The following is a 14,185-nucleotide window of genomic DNA, read 5'->3' on the forward strand; positions in this document are numbered from 1 at the left end:
ATTTTTCTACTTACTTACATCGAACTCAGGTGGCTTTAAAGAAACATTTGTTGAAGAGCCTTCCAAAGGCTCTTTTTCTTTTCTACATCACTGGCAATTTCACTAAGCGCATCGGCACGTAGCATTTTTCTCGGACCCTCAGATTGAGGAGAATAGAGGGCAAGTGATTGTAATGGAGCACAGGTGTTTGTCCCAAAATCTATCAGTTGCTTGTGTTTGTGCTCAGCAAGAATTGCCTCAATTTGCTCTCCAGTGGCATTTTTGGCGTGCACCAATAGCACATCGTCTTCCGATCGTTTAACCGAACCCAATATTTTAAGCAGCAGTTCTTTTTCTTCTGTGAGTGCCTCATTTGCCCAATTTACCAGAATGATACAGGCCTTTAGGTTATTGCCAGAGGTGCTCAATGCCTTTAGTTTTATTTCTGCTTTAGGCTCTTCGGCTACTGAAACAGGTTGTTCCTCGGCATAAACAGCAGGGCTTGGGGTAGGGGCAATCGAAGCCCTATCGGCTTCGGCACCCTTTACCAGATAAACAGGTTCCTGAATAAGTTCCTTGAGAAAAGCAGCATCAGACATAAGCCAAAGTTACAATTTCAGGCCATGGCTACCAATGGAGAGACTTCAATTATTCAGCTTTGCCAATGGTTTTATCAAAGAATATGCTCTTTAGCTCGGTAGCTTCTTCAGGCTTCATTCGTTTGGCCAAAACCAGACGCAACTGGCGTCTTCTCAAAGCTCCCTCGTACAACTCTTTCTCCTCATCTGTTTCAGGCATCAGCTCAGGCACATCGATCGGACGACCGCCTTGGTCTACAGCCACAAATGTGAAGAAGGCACTGTGGCTTTTAAACTTGGTGCCTGAAGGAATGTTTTCAGCGAATACCTCTACATATACTTCCATAGAGCTACTAAAAGCCCTGGTTACTTTAGCTTTCAGTGTTACCACATCGCCCAGCTGAATGGGGTGTTTAAAAGAAATATTATCGGCCGAAGCAGTTACCACTATTCGGTTAGAATGTTTTTGAGCAGCAATGGCAGAAACTACATCCATCCAGTGCATGAGTTTGCCTCCCATCAGGTTATTGAGTGTGTTGGTGTCGTTGGGTAGCACCAACTCTGTCATGGTTACGCACGACTCACTCGATTTTTTTGCTTTCTTGGCCATAGTTTATTTTGTGAGGTGCAAAAATAGAAAAGAAAGGGTAAGTGTGCAGAGATTGAATGGGATTATTTAGAATATAATATGTATGTAATAATTAACATATGTTAATATAAATAAACAATAACCAGACATCTATTGTCCGGTTATTGTCTGTGGAAGTTTGTTCAATTCGATTTTCCAATCTGTAAGTCTCTCTCTATGAAGCCTCCGCGGGTTGAAAGTACTCTTACTTTGCCTTTTGCACCCTCTATACCGTTTAGCTCAATTTCGAAAACGGCTTCTTTGGTTTCTCCGGGAAGGGTACGATCGAGATAAATGGTTTTATCGGCCAGGGTGGGAGATACTATCTTAAGTTTGGCCTCATCTCCACCTTTTAACAGTTCTCCGTTAAACTGAAGTTGTACCCGGTCTTCTCTCACAATCTTAACCAACTGGGCTTGCTTTAGAGCGGTTGGTAGCTGGCCCACATTGGTAAACTTAACTGTTACTCTGTAGGTGTTTCTGTTTTTCTTTTCAACCGTCACATCATTTAGCTCTATAAGCGGCAGTTCCATGGCCATTGCCAGGTTAAAGAGTGCCTGCTTTTTAGCCCATCGCTCCAGTTGCCAGGGTGGGCCGTTTTGGCTAAAGAACTTAGGATGAAAACCGCCTATTTCTACCTCGCCAAGAGTGGGGTGAACAAATGGCTCCCATTCTCTGAATCCTCTGCCACCATTTTCCTCATCGTCCCACCGCAAGGCATCATAATCATCATAAACACCATCGTTGTCATAGTCTTTCATGGCTCCGTTATTCCACAGTTCATCTCCATACCAAATAGAACCGTAGTAGAAATAGCCGAAGTCTGGGCCATGGCCAAACAGTGGGCTGGGTTTTAGAGGGTCTCCGGTAGTGCGATTCACTTTGTAGCGGGTGGCGTAGGTTTCGTACACATCGCCTGCCCAGGGGTAATTGGTAATGGTAAGGCCAAGGCTGTCGTACTTTTTATAGAGTTCCAGATCTTCAGGATACATGCGTTCTTCGCTTTTCGAAGTACTGGGAGGTCTCAGGTGCATGGGCACGCGGGTGTCCATAGAATTCACAACGGAAATATTAGGGTGTGAAAGGGCCCAAAGCACGGTGTAACGAGACTCAGGTTCTGAAGTAGGGTAGGCCCCGGCTCCATACTGAGTATAACCTCTTCCTGTGGCATCGCCACCCACATCAGGCCTCCAGTTTTCCGGGTAGTTTCTGTGCAAATCCAATCCACCTATTCCATCTTCATTGAACCGACCATCTCCATCATTATCAATGCCTTCCGAATAAACAAAGTAGTCTCCACCTTCTTGTACCCGCTTCATCAAACGGCCCTTAGGATCTCTGGGGTCAATTATATGTGTACCCTCTTCGCCTTCTTTGGCCTTTACCCTAATTTGATAAATGATACCATCACCGTCCAGGTCTTCTTCATCGTCTTCATCTAACAAGCCATCCCGGTCATTATCATGCGGCCTTACGCTGCTTCGGTTTCTTTGAGCCGTATGCAAGTAGAGGTTGCTGCCATCGGGGTTGTTTTGTGGTCTCAGGTAAATGGCTTTGGTGTCAATAAGGTGGGTAATGGCCTCATCCACCCCGTAATTTTCCAGAAGGTGCCGGGTGAGCCAGAGAATGGACTCGCTGCTGGTAATCTCACCGCTATGACGTCCGCCTTCAAAAAAGGCTGCCGGTTTATCGGTGTCTTTGCCGGTTTTTTTGTTGGTAACGGTCATTTGCAGAATCGGGCGGCCCTCAAAACTTTTGCCCACCTCGTAGAGGTCTACAATGTCCGGATACTTTTCTGCCCACAGCTTGTACCAGTAGTACATCACATCTACCGTATGATAACTCTCAAAGTCGAGCTGTTTGAGCGGTTCATACTGCACCTCGGGGTGGCGGTGTTGTCTGAAAAAACTCACTCCGTGCCTTTCACCTTTCACAGTGTAGTAGGTAGTGTCATTGTCAGATTCCGGCCAGGTCTCAGGGTTCAGAGATCTTACCTGAAAGGCCTGTAAGGGAGCCATAATCAGCAAACTTAGAAATAGCGTAGTAATTGATTTCATAAGATCATTTGGTTGAAAGGGGAAGATAAGAATATTCAACTGATCGAAGAATATTGTCATTCATCGATGGTTGATGTCGACTCATCGAATGAGCTCCGGAAAATTCATGAAATAGTTGTTGCTTACAGAGCATTTAACCTCATGAAACCTAGTATAACCATAAATAAGAAGGGGGAAATTCTCAAAGCTTCCCTTGTTTCAAAAGAGCTTTACGGTTTTTTTGAACGAAAAAAGGCCTCTGAACGAGCCAAACTGGTGTCCGGTTTTTTGACTAACGGCCAGCAGGAGCGTATAGCAAGTTTAAAGGTTTTTGGTTGCGATATCGATTATCGCGTTTTAATTTCCGATCAGTCCTACACACTACAATTTTTGATTGAGGAAAACCCCATGAGCCAAGGCCCCCAAGATGGTGAAAAATACAAACTCATTGTAGAAGCAGCCAATGAGATTATATATGAGACCGATGCAGCCGGAGACTTTACTTATGTTAACCCCAAGACCTTAAAAGTAACAGGCTACGAACGCAATGAAATAATTGGTAAATCATACCTGGAGCTTATTCATCCCGAATACCGCGAAGAGGCTCAGCAATTCTACCGCAAGCAGGCCAGCACCCGCGAAAAATCTACTTATAAGGAACTGCCCATTATTACTAAAAACGGAGAACAGTTTTGGATTGGGCTCAATGTGCAGTTGTTGGAAAACGCCTTTCAGATTATGGGTTTTCTGGGAGTGGGGCGCGATATCACGGAGAGTTATTATAACCGATTGGCTCTTAAGCAATCGGAAGAAAAATATAGGGGCATAATACAGAATCTTCAGTATGGCCTCATGGAAGTTGACCTGAACCAGAAAATTGTTTTTGCCAATCCGGTAATGACAGAAATAACAGGTTATACTCCTGAAGAATTGATAGGCAAAGTGGCTACGGAGTTTCTGGTAGACGAAGAGGCACGAAAGATTATAGCCTCTCAACAGCATAAGCGATCCAAAGGTAGTGCCAGTGTCTATGAGATACCGCTAAAACACAAAGATGGCTCATACAGGTGGGCAATGATTAGCGGAGCTCCCATTTACAATGTAGATGGTTCCATTCGCGGATCCATTGGTATTCACATGGATATCACCAATCGTAAGCTGGCCGAAGAGGAACTTAAAGAAACCAAAGCGAAACTAAGCAAGTACAAAAACGGACTGGAGGCCATTAACTCGGTAACGTCAAACCTGAGCCTTTCTTCTGTTTCGCAAATCGATCAGGGGCTTAAAATAGCCACCGAGTACCTGGGCTTAGACCTTGCCATAATTAGTGAAATAAATGGCGCCTCTTATGAGATTAAACAGTTCTACTCCAACACAGACGATACCGGGCTCAACATTGGCGATAAGTTTAAGCTGGGCGATACTTTCTGCGATATAGTCATCAAAAAAGATGACATCCTCTTTATGAAAGATGTGAGCGAGTCTAAGTACTACGATCATCCCTGCCACGAACTTTTTGGTGTAGAGTCTTACATTGGCATTGCCTATCGAGTAAACGGAGAAAAAAGAGGGACTATCAATTTTACCTCTACCAAGGCCCGCAAAGAAGAGTTCGATACCTACGATCTTGAGTTTGTTGAGCTTTTTTCTAAGTGGATGGGATATACGCTCACGCTCATTGAAAATCAGGAAAAACTAGAGGCAGAGCAACGCGCTTTGGCTAGAAAGAATAAAGAATTAGAGCGTAATCAAAAGCATCTGAGTGCTATTAACGGGTTTGTAACCAGCTTGTTATCAGATGACTCCATTCAGGAAATTTCCTGGGAGATCGCGGAGAATGTGATTGAGAAATTCGGTTATGAAGATTGTGTCATTTACTTGAAAAATGATGAATCGGGTAAACTGGATCAGGTGGCCGCTTATGGCGCCAAGCAATCCAAAACCAGAAAAGTTCTAGACCCCATATCCATAGAAATTGGTGAAGGAATTGTAGGTGCTGTTGCTCAAACGGGAATCGCAGAGATTGTGAACGATACCAGCAAAGACGGTCGCTACATTGTAGACGATGCGGTGCGCTTCTCGGAAATTACGGTACCTATTATTGCCGATGGAGAGGTAATTGGAGTTATTGATTCCGAGCACCGGCAGCGTAACTTCTTCAATCAGGAGCATTTGCATACCCTAACCACCATTGCTAACCTGGCTTCTAACCGACTAAAGAATGCCATTGCCAAGAAGAAGCAGGAAAAGGCAGAAAAAGAACTTATTGAGAGCGAACAAAAGCTCAGAAAAATATTACACAACGCCATTGATGCGGTAATTACTATAGATAGAGAAGGAGTTATTACCGAATGGAACAGGCAGGCAGAGTCTATCTTTGGTTTTTCGGCCGATGAGGCTTTAGGAAAAACCCTTTTGGAAACTATTATTCCTCCAATACACCGAGAGGCGCACAAGCGGGGCATGCAGCATTTCTTTAAAACAGGAGAAGGTCCGGTTTTAAATCAGAAAATTGAGATTACTGCTCTCAGAAAAAATGGAGAGGAGTTTCCGGTGGCCATGGCTATTATTCCGGTTGAAAATAAAGGCTACTTTACCTTTACGGCCTTCCTGAGTGATATAACCATACAAAAGCAGGTGCAGGAAGAGATGCAAAAAGCGCTGGAAAAAGAGCGTGAGCTCAATGAACTAAAGTCCAGATTTGTATCCATGACCTCCCACGAGTTTAGAACACCCCTTACTACCATAAAACAGAATGCAGACCTGATCAGCTTTCAGTTAGAAGGCCAGCACCCTGACGATTTCCCTCGATACAAGAAATTTCTCGATCGTATAGATGGCGATTTGAACAGGGTTACCTCTCTAATGAACGACATTCTTATGCTGGGCAAAATTGAGGCAGGCCGCATTAATATGAAGAAATCGTCTACCGACCTGGTGCAATTTGTTGAGCGCCTGGTGAATAAGCATTCCGAAGCCGATAGTAAAGGAAGAAAGATTAAGATGGAAGTAGTAGGTGTGCCAAGAGAGGTATCTATAGACTCCTCACTGATGGAGCATGTGTTTTCTAATCTGCTTTCCAATGCCCTTAAGTACTCTCCAAATAGTGAGGCTCCTGAGGTTCAGGTGGCTTTTAATGAGCTTAAGAGCGTAAAGGTTTCAATAAAAGACTACGGCATAGGCATTCCACAAAAAGATCTAAAAGGACTATTCGGTTCTTTTTACAGAGCTACCAATGTTAAAAATATTCAAGGTACCGGCCTAGGCCTATCCATTGTAAAAGAGTTCACTGAGCTGCACGGAGGAACCATTACCGTGGATAGCGAAGAGAATAAGGGCTCAGAATTTACAGTTGAATTACCTTTATCTTAGGTGAATTCATGAATTTGCTCATCTGAATTATTAAATTGTTCAAAAAAAGTTAATGAGTCAGTTGAAAATTCTAATTGTAGAAGACGATCCCATGATCGCGGAGAGCGTTCAGGATATTATAGCCGTACTTAATCATGAAGTTCTTGGAGTTGCAGAAAGCGCAGAGACCGCCATTGCTATATGTAATGAGACTGTGCCCGACCTGGCCTTGCTCGATATTCAGATTGGAGGCGATATAGACGGTGTGCAGTTGGCAGAGCTGCTGAATCAGAACTTCGAAATCCCTTTCATCTTTACCACTGCTTTTGCAGACAATGAAACCATTACCAGGGCTAAAGAAAAAGGCCCCTTCGGCTATTTAGTTAAACCCTATGGTGTAAAAGACATCAATGCCGCTATTGAAGTGGCTATGGCCGCTTTCGATCGGTTAAAAAAGGCCGAATCTGCTTCCACTATGTCTAAGGTAATTCAAGATAGTATATACCTGAAAGTGGACTCTAAACTCATTAAGGTAAAGATTGACGATATTCTTTATGTAGAGGCTAAGGGCGACTATGCCTTGTTTAAGACCAAAGAGAAGGGGCACATTGTACACACCACAATGAAGCGGGTAGAAGACCGTCTAACTCCGCATAACTTTGCCAAAGTGCACCGTTCCTATGTCATTAACCTCAGCAAAATAATAGACATTGAAGAGTCTAATTTGCTAATTGACAATAAGGTAATTCCTATTTCACGCTCTAACAAAGAAGCTTTAATTAAGAGACTCAACCTGTTGTAAAGGCAGGTTGGCTCTTTTGGCCTTCTCCCAAGTTACTTTTTGCTGTCCGGTAAAATATTTTTTCCAGCCCAGCACCACACAGTAGTGCATGTAGAGAAAATAGTAGGGAATATACAGGGCTTTGATACGCGTGGGGTTATTGCGCATGAGATAGCCCATGGCCGCCAGTGCATAAATCAGCAAACAGGCAATGGCCGGAATTAGGTAGATGCCATTGGCAATGGCCAAAAAAGGTACAGCCAGAGTAGCTCCCAATAGGGCTAAAGGCATGAGTGTCCAACGCAAAACCCGGTGCGATATGTACTGAAAGCTCAACTTTCCGTATCTCATCAGATTAAGTAGTGGCAGTAGTTTGATGACCGCCTGAATGCCACCAGCAGAAATTCTTACCTTCCTTTTTGTTTCTTCTTCCATATTGGCCGAGCCCGTTTCCAGGGCCAGTGCTTTTGGTTCATAGGCAACCTTATATCCTTTAGCAGCCAAAGTCATGGTAAGTACAAAGTCTTCGATCAACGTATTGGTATCTATAGGCTCGTAGAGGTGTGTTCTAATGGCAAACAACTCTCCGGCCGAACCAACCAGCGAATTCCATTCAGCATCCTTCTTTTTTAGGTAAGACTCATATTTCCAATAGAAACCTTCACCGGAGCTACTTGCCCCATCGGCTTTTTGGCTCAGTACTGTTTTTTCTCCTGAAACAGCGGCTACCCTGTTGTTCTGGAAATGCTTTACCAATTCCCTTAGTCCTTGTGCATTAATCATCACGTTGGCGTCAGAGAAAATGGTAATAGGGGTGTCAATTGTAGGCATTACACGATTAACAGCTGCAATTTTGCCGGCTCGTTGTGGTGTATAATGCAGGGTAATAGAAGAGTGTTGTTCAATTAAGTGATTGGTATTGTCTGTAGAACCATCCGTAACCATGGCAATGTGTAACTTCTCCTTTGGGTAGTCTAGTGCCAGACAGTTGCTGATCTTTTCATCAATAATATCTTCTTCGTTATAAGCTGCAACCAATAAGGTAACATGCGGAAGGTCTTCATCTTCCAAAGCAACCGGTGTGTCGCTTGCTTTAAACTTGGCCAGTACACTAATTACTATGCCATAGCCAATAAAGACATAGAAGATGATGAAAATGCTGATCCAAAAAAGAATTTCCATGGTCGTGGTTTTTCTTTGAATTAGCTCAATTTCAGTGAATTGGGAGGGGAGATTTCGATGAATGAACGGAATCCTTCGATGAGTTGCTTAGAGCGGTCTGAAACCAAAGCGCTTGTGCAATAGCCCATCGGTCCAGGCTTTGGAAAAGGCGCTCAGGTGAGCCCATTCTCTGGAGAGAAGCGAGCGGACAAGTTGCTTTGGGGTAGAAAGAAACATGAAGAAAAGCATGAAGAGCGTCCAGTTCTTAAAACCGTTTCTTCGCATAAAATGCAACCTGTTTCGGGTTTGGTAATAGAGTTTTAACGGACTGTTTTTACCCGTGCTTATCGACTCTTTGTGTAGCACATGCACCGTAGGGTCAACCAGTAGCTCAAAACCATGAGAACGTATAATTCGAGACCACTCCAACTCTTCATAGTAAAGAAAGAATTCTTCGGGCATAAGCCCGCATTGGTCTACCACAGATCTTCGGAGCATAACAGCCGCTCCATGGAAGTATGGGGTACAGTAGGGGTAGCTCGACTTAGCTTTTCTCACCAGCTCATTGCGGCCGGTAATAGGATTAATCTCTGTGAAGCCCGCAAACTGAATCTGGTCGGGGTGATCGTAATATTTTAAAATAGGAGAGACAGCCCCCACATGATCGTCTTCAAAATGGGTTAGCAGAGATTCTATGAGGCCATTGTCTAGTTCCGTATCGTTGTTCACCAAAAATAGAAACTCGCCTGTTGCTGCTTGAATACCCAAATTATTACCTCCGGCAAAACCAATATTTTCCGATGAGTTGATGACCCTCACATTGGGTAATACCGATTGATATAAAGATGTATCGTCTCCCGACTGACCATTGTCTACCACAATAACTTCTAGCGCATTGTAGGCCAATTTGCCAATGGATTCGAGCAGTTCGCAGGTTACCTGCGCCTGCTTGTAGTTTACGGTGATTATAGAGACTAAGGCTGACATGATGGTTCTTTTATTCCGATTACCTGAATGGCATTTCCCCAGGAATTGCCGTGTACCAGGCGATCTATTTTGATACATAGTTTAGCAAATGGCAAGCTCAAAACCTGACCGAGCAGGCCTGCTTTCTTGCCCAGATAGGCTGCTTCCCAACCCAGGCGTGAGAACCAACCGTCAGAGTACGAGCCGTGTACCACACGAAAACCCTCACCAATGAATCGTTTCCAGAGGTCTTCCAGATTATATACTTGGCCAACGTGCTCTTCTTCGAGCCACTCATGGTGCTCTTCAAAGTATCGCTCGGGCAATAGGGTTCGTTGGTGTTTATTAGGAATTTTCACCATAAAGTAGCCTCCGGGCTTTAGCCTGTCATAAGCTGCTTTAAAAGGCATTTCTTTCGGAGTGATATGCTCGAAAACATCGATAGAAAATATGAAGTCGAACTCTCTTTCTTCCAATTGTTCCGTGTAGGTACAATGTGTGGTAATGTTGTTTGTTCCACTAGCTTTTATGGCTTCGTTGAGTGTGGCAATGCGCTCCTTGTCTACATCGAGGCTATGAATTTTAGCCTTGGGAAGAGCTTTGGCCAGACTAAAGCTATACTCACCATAGCCGGCACCCAAATCTAGTATTTTAGCATTTTGAGGCAGGTCTATGTGTTTCATTAGTTTCTTGAAAATGGTAAACCGCGCATAGTTGCCCACGTTGGTATAGCCAAAGACCGATTTAAACAGCCTGGCTAGTTTGGGTTGGCTTTTCATGCGTTCGCTGGTGAATATCTGCGATGTACCAAAGGTTAGCTCCATTTCTTCAAAGCATTTAGATGTGTTAATGATTTGGCTGCCACAACAAACTCTTTGATAGGGTGTATGGCAAGCGTTCTTTTAATGTTTAACTGACCTATAATGATGGTTACAATAACACTGGAAGCGGTGGCCGTAGCTGCTCCCTGTACACCAAAAGCAGGAATCAGCAACCAATTCATTACTACGTTGACCGCCAGGCTAAAAACCAGCATCAGAAAATTTACTCTTGGTTTACCAACGGCATCCAGCGTAAGGCCAAAAACGCGGCCCCACGGTTTAAATAGTGTAGCGGTTGCCAGAATGATTATTATACCGGAGGCTGAAAGATAACTTTCTGATCCTATGATGGTTATTATGGTTTTATTAAAGAGTAGCACAATAAGCGTAGTCGGTAGTATAAAGGCTAATAACCACAGAATAGAGTTGCCGTAGGTTTTTTTAAGATGAATGCCTCCCGACTGAAGATAACTGGCTGCAATTTTAGGATAAATGACTTGTGAAATGGCCTGCAGGGGGAGTTCGGCATAACCTATTATTTTATTGGCAAAATGGAAAATCGCTACGGCTGTAGGATCCATAAAGTAGTTAATCATGAGTAAGTCTACCCGCTGAAAAAGCAGTGAGAGCAGATTAGTACCAGAGGAGTATTTGCCGAAGTGAATAAGCTCCATGGCCGTACTCTTTAGTGGCCTTACCAGCCTAAATTCGCCTTGAACAACGGCCAGTATGGTTACCGGCAACACCGAAAGAAACATAATGTCTATCAGTCGGGTGAGGCTGGGTTGTCCGGCTACTATCAGCTGAGCAGACAGTACCGCTATAAAGGAAATAAGGTAGATGAAGTTGGTGATAAAGTACTTCTTAAACTTTTGCTGTGCCTGGTTTACTGAATTGAGAAATTGTATAGTAGCTAGTACCAACAAGGCTTTAAACCCATTGATATACAGTATACTAAGCTCAGGAGCCGACCACAGAGAGAAAACCACCAGAAAAAGACTGGTGAGAGCTACTATGGCATAGTTGAGCAAGAGGCTTGTACTTCTAATCTCCCGATTGTCGGGCTGCCGGATGATAAGCCGAGCCAGTCCGTTTTGGGTAAAGCCCTGCCTTAAGCCATCTAGTATGGACACTGTGGTAATGAATATAGCCCAGTGGCCAAAAGAGGCCTGGTCGTAGCGTTTGGCTAGGTAGAGAAACAGAATAAAGTTGCTAAGCAGAAAGGAGATTTGTCCTGCAAAGGAATAGAAAGTTCTGCCCAAATCTTGTTTTAACGATTTCATTGGGCAATGCTTCGGTAGAGGGTTTCTGTTCTTTCGGCAATTTTTTCCCAGGTAAAGCGGGCTTTAACCCTTGTACGTCCTTTAATGCCCATGGCTTTGGCAAGCTCCCGGTTTTCGGCCATGTAATTCATGGCCTCAATAAAGGCTTTAGGGTTATGATCAGGACAGAGTATGCCGTTTTCTCCATTTTCTATGGTTTCACGAATGGCCGGCAGATCTGAGGCTATTACGGGTATAGACTCCGAGTTGGCCTCAAGCAATACAATGCCCTGTGTTTCATATTGACTAGGTAAAATCAGCGCGGTGTAATAGGGGAGTACTTCATGAATTTTATCATTGCTGTACTCCCCGAGCAGTCTGACTCTACTTTCTAACTTCTTGGATTTAATAATTTGCTCTATGCGCACACGCTCGCTGCCATTGCCAATAATGTCCAGTTGCACATGGTCTGCGGCCTGGTCCATCACTTCCACAATTTTGCTAATGCCTTTTACAGGATGTAGTCTGCCCACAAAGAGAAACTTAGCCACTCCGGCCAGATCGCTTTTGGAGTCTGACCACTGACTGCTCACGCCATTGGTAATCACGTTGATTGATTTTCCCGTAGGTCTGCGTTCATAGATTTCTTGCTTTAAGGCCTCGCTAACAGCTACCAATCCTGCTGCGCTGTTGTAAAGCCTTTTTTCCATTCTTCGGGTGAAGGTATGGTGTAACTGGTGGTTGATGTGATACCACTTCTTGCCTTTGTTTTCTATATCGATGAGGCCATGTACAGTGTTCACGAGCCTATGATGAATCTTAGAATAGAAACTTAGCAGGTAGCCGCTTCGGCCCTGAGCGTGAATGATATCGAACTTCATGTGGTTTTTTCTAACCCAATGAAGAACCGACCAGTTGAATGACAGCTCTTCGGCTATCAACGAAATTGGTTTTATGTATCGGCCGGGAAAGTAAGGCACCTCAATAATCCGGATGCCTTCTTTTTCCTCAACCTTGGTTCTCTTCCGAAAGCTTCCACCGTTCAGAATAGACACCTGGTGTCCTTTGCTTGCAAGGCTTCTGGCCAGCTCCCAGGTGTGGGTTTGAATACCCCCTTTAAACTGCCAGGGAAGTGTCTTGCAGATGAGTAGTATATGAAGGGTGGAATGTGCTTTCATCTTAATGGTTGTTTTTCTTGTCTTTGAGACCGTCCAGTTTGTCTTTCACAACTGTCTTCTCGTGTTTTTTAGCTAGGTTAATGGCGTAAATCATGGCTAGAATTGCAATTGGCAATACGGCCGGCCAGGGCATTCCTTGAAAAATCATAGTTCTAAAATTTGGTGTTCAGTGTGAATGAATTCCTTTTTGGATTTCTGCATAAGTAAAAGAGCCTTGAAAGCTGCCCAGCCAATTTTGGGAAGGCTGAACGCGATGCGAAAAGACTCTCTGAGAAGTGCTTGAGTAGGAAGCACCAACAGGTAAGCTATAATAAGGGCTAGCAGTGCTCCGGTGCTGGCTACAAAAAGCACCTGACTTTTTAATAGCAGTCCGGTAAGTGCAAACAAAGTGATGGCAAAGGGAGCTACCGCACGCGGGGGTAGCGCCAACTGCATAACTTTATGGAAAAAGTCGAAGTTGCCCTTTGCCAGTTGCACCATGCTCTCCCTAATCGATCTCTTGAAATAGGTGTACTGAGCCTCGAGCCATCGCCCTCTCTGACGAGTAAAGGCTTCAGTAGATGAAACTTTCTGGTCTAAAACCGAAATCTGCTCAGAGTAATGGATGAACTCACCACCTTTGGTAAGGATAAGCTCCATTTCTTTATCAAAGCCGCCAATGGCCTTGCACTGAGCTATTACTGTGTCGAACAAGCTATAGTCGAATACCATAGCCGAACCGGATAGCTTAGAGGAAAGCCCTAAATTATTAGCTCCCTGGCATAGCATAGCCGTGTTGGCCGTTTCAGACAAGCCGTCCATCAATGCAGTAGAAGTATTGCTGTTGGCTGCTTTGCGCAATCCCTGAACAGCTCTCAAACCGGACTTCATCAGGCGATTGGCTTTGAATAAGAAGCCTCTTTCCATCACATTGTCCGCATCGAGTACTACCACGGCATCATAACCGTTTTTGTAGTGGTTCATGGCGCTCTGCAGCGACTTTACTTTCGTGCTTTTATCGAATGATACTGCGTGAACCTTAGCGCCCATTTGTTCCAGGGCCGTATGAGTTTCCGGTTGCAGCTGATCGGCAATTACTACCAGGTCGAAGTGCTCTTTGGGATACTCGTATCTGTGTTGGAGGTTCAATTTAACAGTCTGCTGAATTACCTGATCTTCTTTATAAGCAGGTACCAGAATCAGAAACTTGCTCAGGCCCTCTTCTTTAACCACCACTCTTGCAGTCTTAAATGTGCTGGCAATGGCCAGAATGAGTTGGTAAAGGCTAGCTACCACCAGGTAAGCTACTGGAAACGCGATGATGATTTGGGCTAGAGTTTTCATGTTTCGATGTTTATTCAAATCTACCTCCACCAAAGCTCCCTTCCGGAATTATAAGGTGAATGGCAGGAAATCAACGATGAATGAAATGAGTGCTTAGATTAACCTGAGTTCGATGTACGAA

Annotated in this window: 12 protein-coding genes; 2 read left to right on the forward strand and 10 right to left on the reverse strand. The window is 44.2% G+C overall.

What is annotated here, in order from left to right; all coding sequences use genetic code 11:
- Window positions 1-35 precede the first annotated feature (35 nt).
- From B3O12_RS17520 to B3O12_RS17530, 3 genes are all read right to left on the reverse strand, one after another.
- Window positions 36-578 (reverse strand): hypothetical protein, encoded by a 543-nt coding sequence (locus B3O12_RS17520; RefSeq protein ID WP_286757254.1) that lies wholly within the window; start codon window positions 576-578, stop codon window positions 36-38.
- Between the two features lie 49 nt (window positions 579-627).
- Complete coding sequence (locus tag B3O12_RS17525) at window positions 628-1,167, reverse strand: acyl-CoA thioesterase (RefSeq protein ID WP_189631346.1); 540 nt, start codon at window positions 1,165-1,167, stop codon at window positions 628-630.
- 161 nt (window positions 1,168-1,328) lie between these two features.
- The gene (locus tag B3O12_RS17530; RefSeq protein ID WP_286757255.1) at window positions 1,329-3,242 is read right to left on the reverse strand and encodes a M14 family metallopeptidase; all 1,914 of its coding nucleotides are present in this window, start codon (window positions 3,240-3,242) and stop codon (window positions 1,329-1,331) included.
- Window positions 3,243-3,383: 141 nt separating this feature from the next.
- Between B3O12_RS17530 and B3O12_RS17535 the strand changes: the two genes are divergently transcribed.
- Window positions 3,384-6,593 (forward strand): PAS domain S-box protein, encoded by a 3,210-nt coding sequence (locus B3O12_RS17535; protein WP_286757256.1) that lies wholly within the window; start codon window positions 3,384-3,386, stop codon window positions 6,591-6,593.
- 52 nt (window positions 6,594-6,645) lie between these two features.
- On the forward strand, window positions 6,646-7,374 hold the full coding sequence (locus tag B3O12_RS17540) for a LytR/AlgR family response regulator transcription factor (protein WP_189631344.1): 729 nt from the start codon (window positions 6,646-6,648) through the stop codon (window positions 7,372-7,374).
- On the opposite strand, the gene B3O12_RS17545 is transcribed toward B3O12_RS17540, so the two are convergent.
- From B3O12_RS17545 to B3O12_RS17575, 7 genes are all read right to left on the reverse strand, one after another.
- Window positions 7,348-8,535, reverse strand: a complete 1,188-nt coding sequence (locus B3O12_RS17545) for a glycosyltransferase family 2 protein (RefSeq protein ID WP_286757257.1) — start codon at window positions 8,533-8,535, stop codon at window positions 7,348-7,350. The genes B3O12_RS17540 and B3O12_RS17545 overlap by 27 nt on opposite strands.
- A gap of 87 nt (window positions 8,536-8,622) precedes the next feature.
- Window positions 8,623-9,501, reverse strand: a complete 879-nt coding sequence (locus tag B3O12_RS17550; RefSeq protein WP_189631342.1) for a glycosyltransferase family 2 protein — start codon at window positions 9,499-9,501, stop codon at window positions 8,623-8,625.
- Entirely contained in the window at window positions 9,489-10,304 is an 816-nt protein-coding gene (locus tag B3O12_RS17555; protein ID WP_286757258.1) for an SAM-dependent methyltransferase, read from the reverse strand. The genes B3O12_RS17550 and B3O12_RS17555 overlap by 13 nt, the downstream gene beginning before the upstream one ends.
- Complete coding sequence (locus B3O12_RS17560) at window positions 10,295-11,584, reverse strand: polysaccharide biosynthesis C-terminal domain-containing protein (protein WP_286757259.1); 1,290 nt, start codon at window positions 11,582-11,584, stop codon at window positions 10,295-10,297. Before B3O12_RS17560 ends, B3O12_RS17555 begins: the two co-directional genes overlap by 10 nt.
- A complete protein-coding gene (locus B3O12_RS17565) occupies window positions 11,581-12,741 on the reverse strand; it encodes a glycosyltransferase family 4 protein (RefSeq protein ID WP_286757260.1) in 1,161 nt (386 codons plus the stop codon). Before B3O12_RS17565 ends, B3O12_RS17560 begins: the two co-directional genes overlap by 4 nt.
- A 1-nt stretch (window position 12,742) precedes the next feature.
- Window positions 12,743-12,889, reverse strand: a complete 147-nt coding sequence (locus B3O12_RS17570; protein WP_189631338.1) for a hypothetical protein — start codon at window positions 12,887-12,889, stop codon at window positions 12,743-12,745.
- A complete protein-coding gene (locus B3O12_RS17575) occupies window positions 12,886-14,064 on the reverse strand; it encodes a glycosyltransferase family 2 protein (RefSeq protein ID WP_286748230.1) in 1,179 nt (392 codons plus the stop codon). Before B3O12_RS17575 ends, B3O12_RS17570 begins: the two co-directional genes overlap by 4 nt.
- Window positions 14,065-14,185: the final 121 nt, after the last annotated feature.

This window comes from Roseivirga sp. UBA838, from assembly GCF_002296035.1.
GTDB lineage: Bacteria > Bacteroidota > Bacteroidia > Cytophagales > Cyclobacteriaceae > Roseivirga > Roseivirga thermotolerans.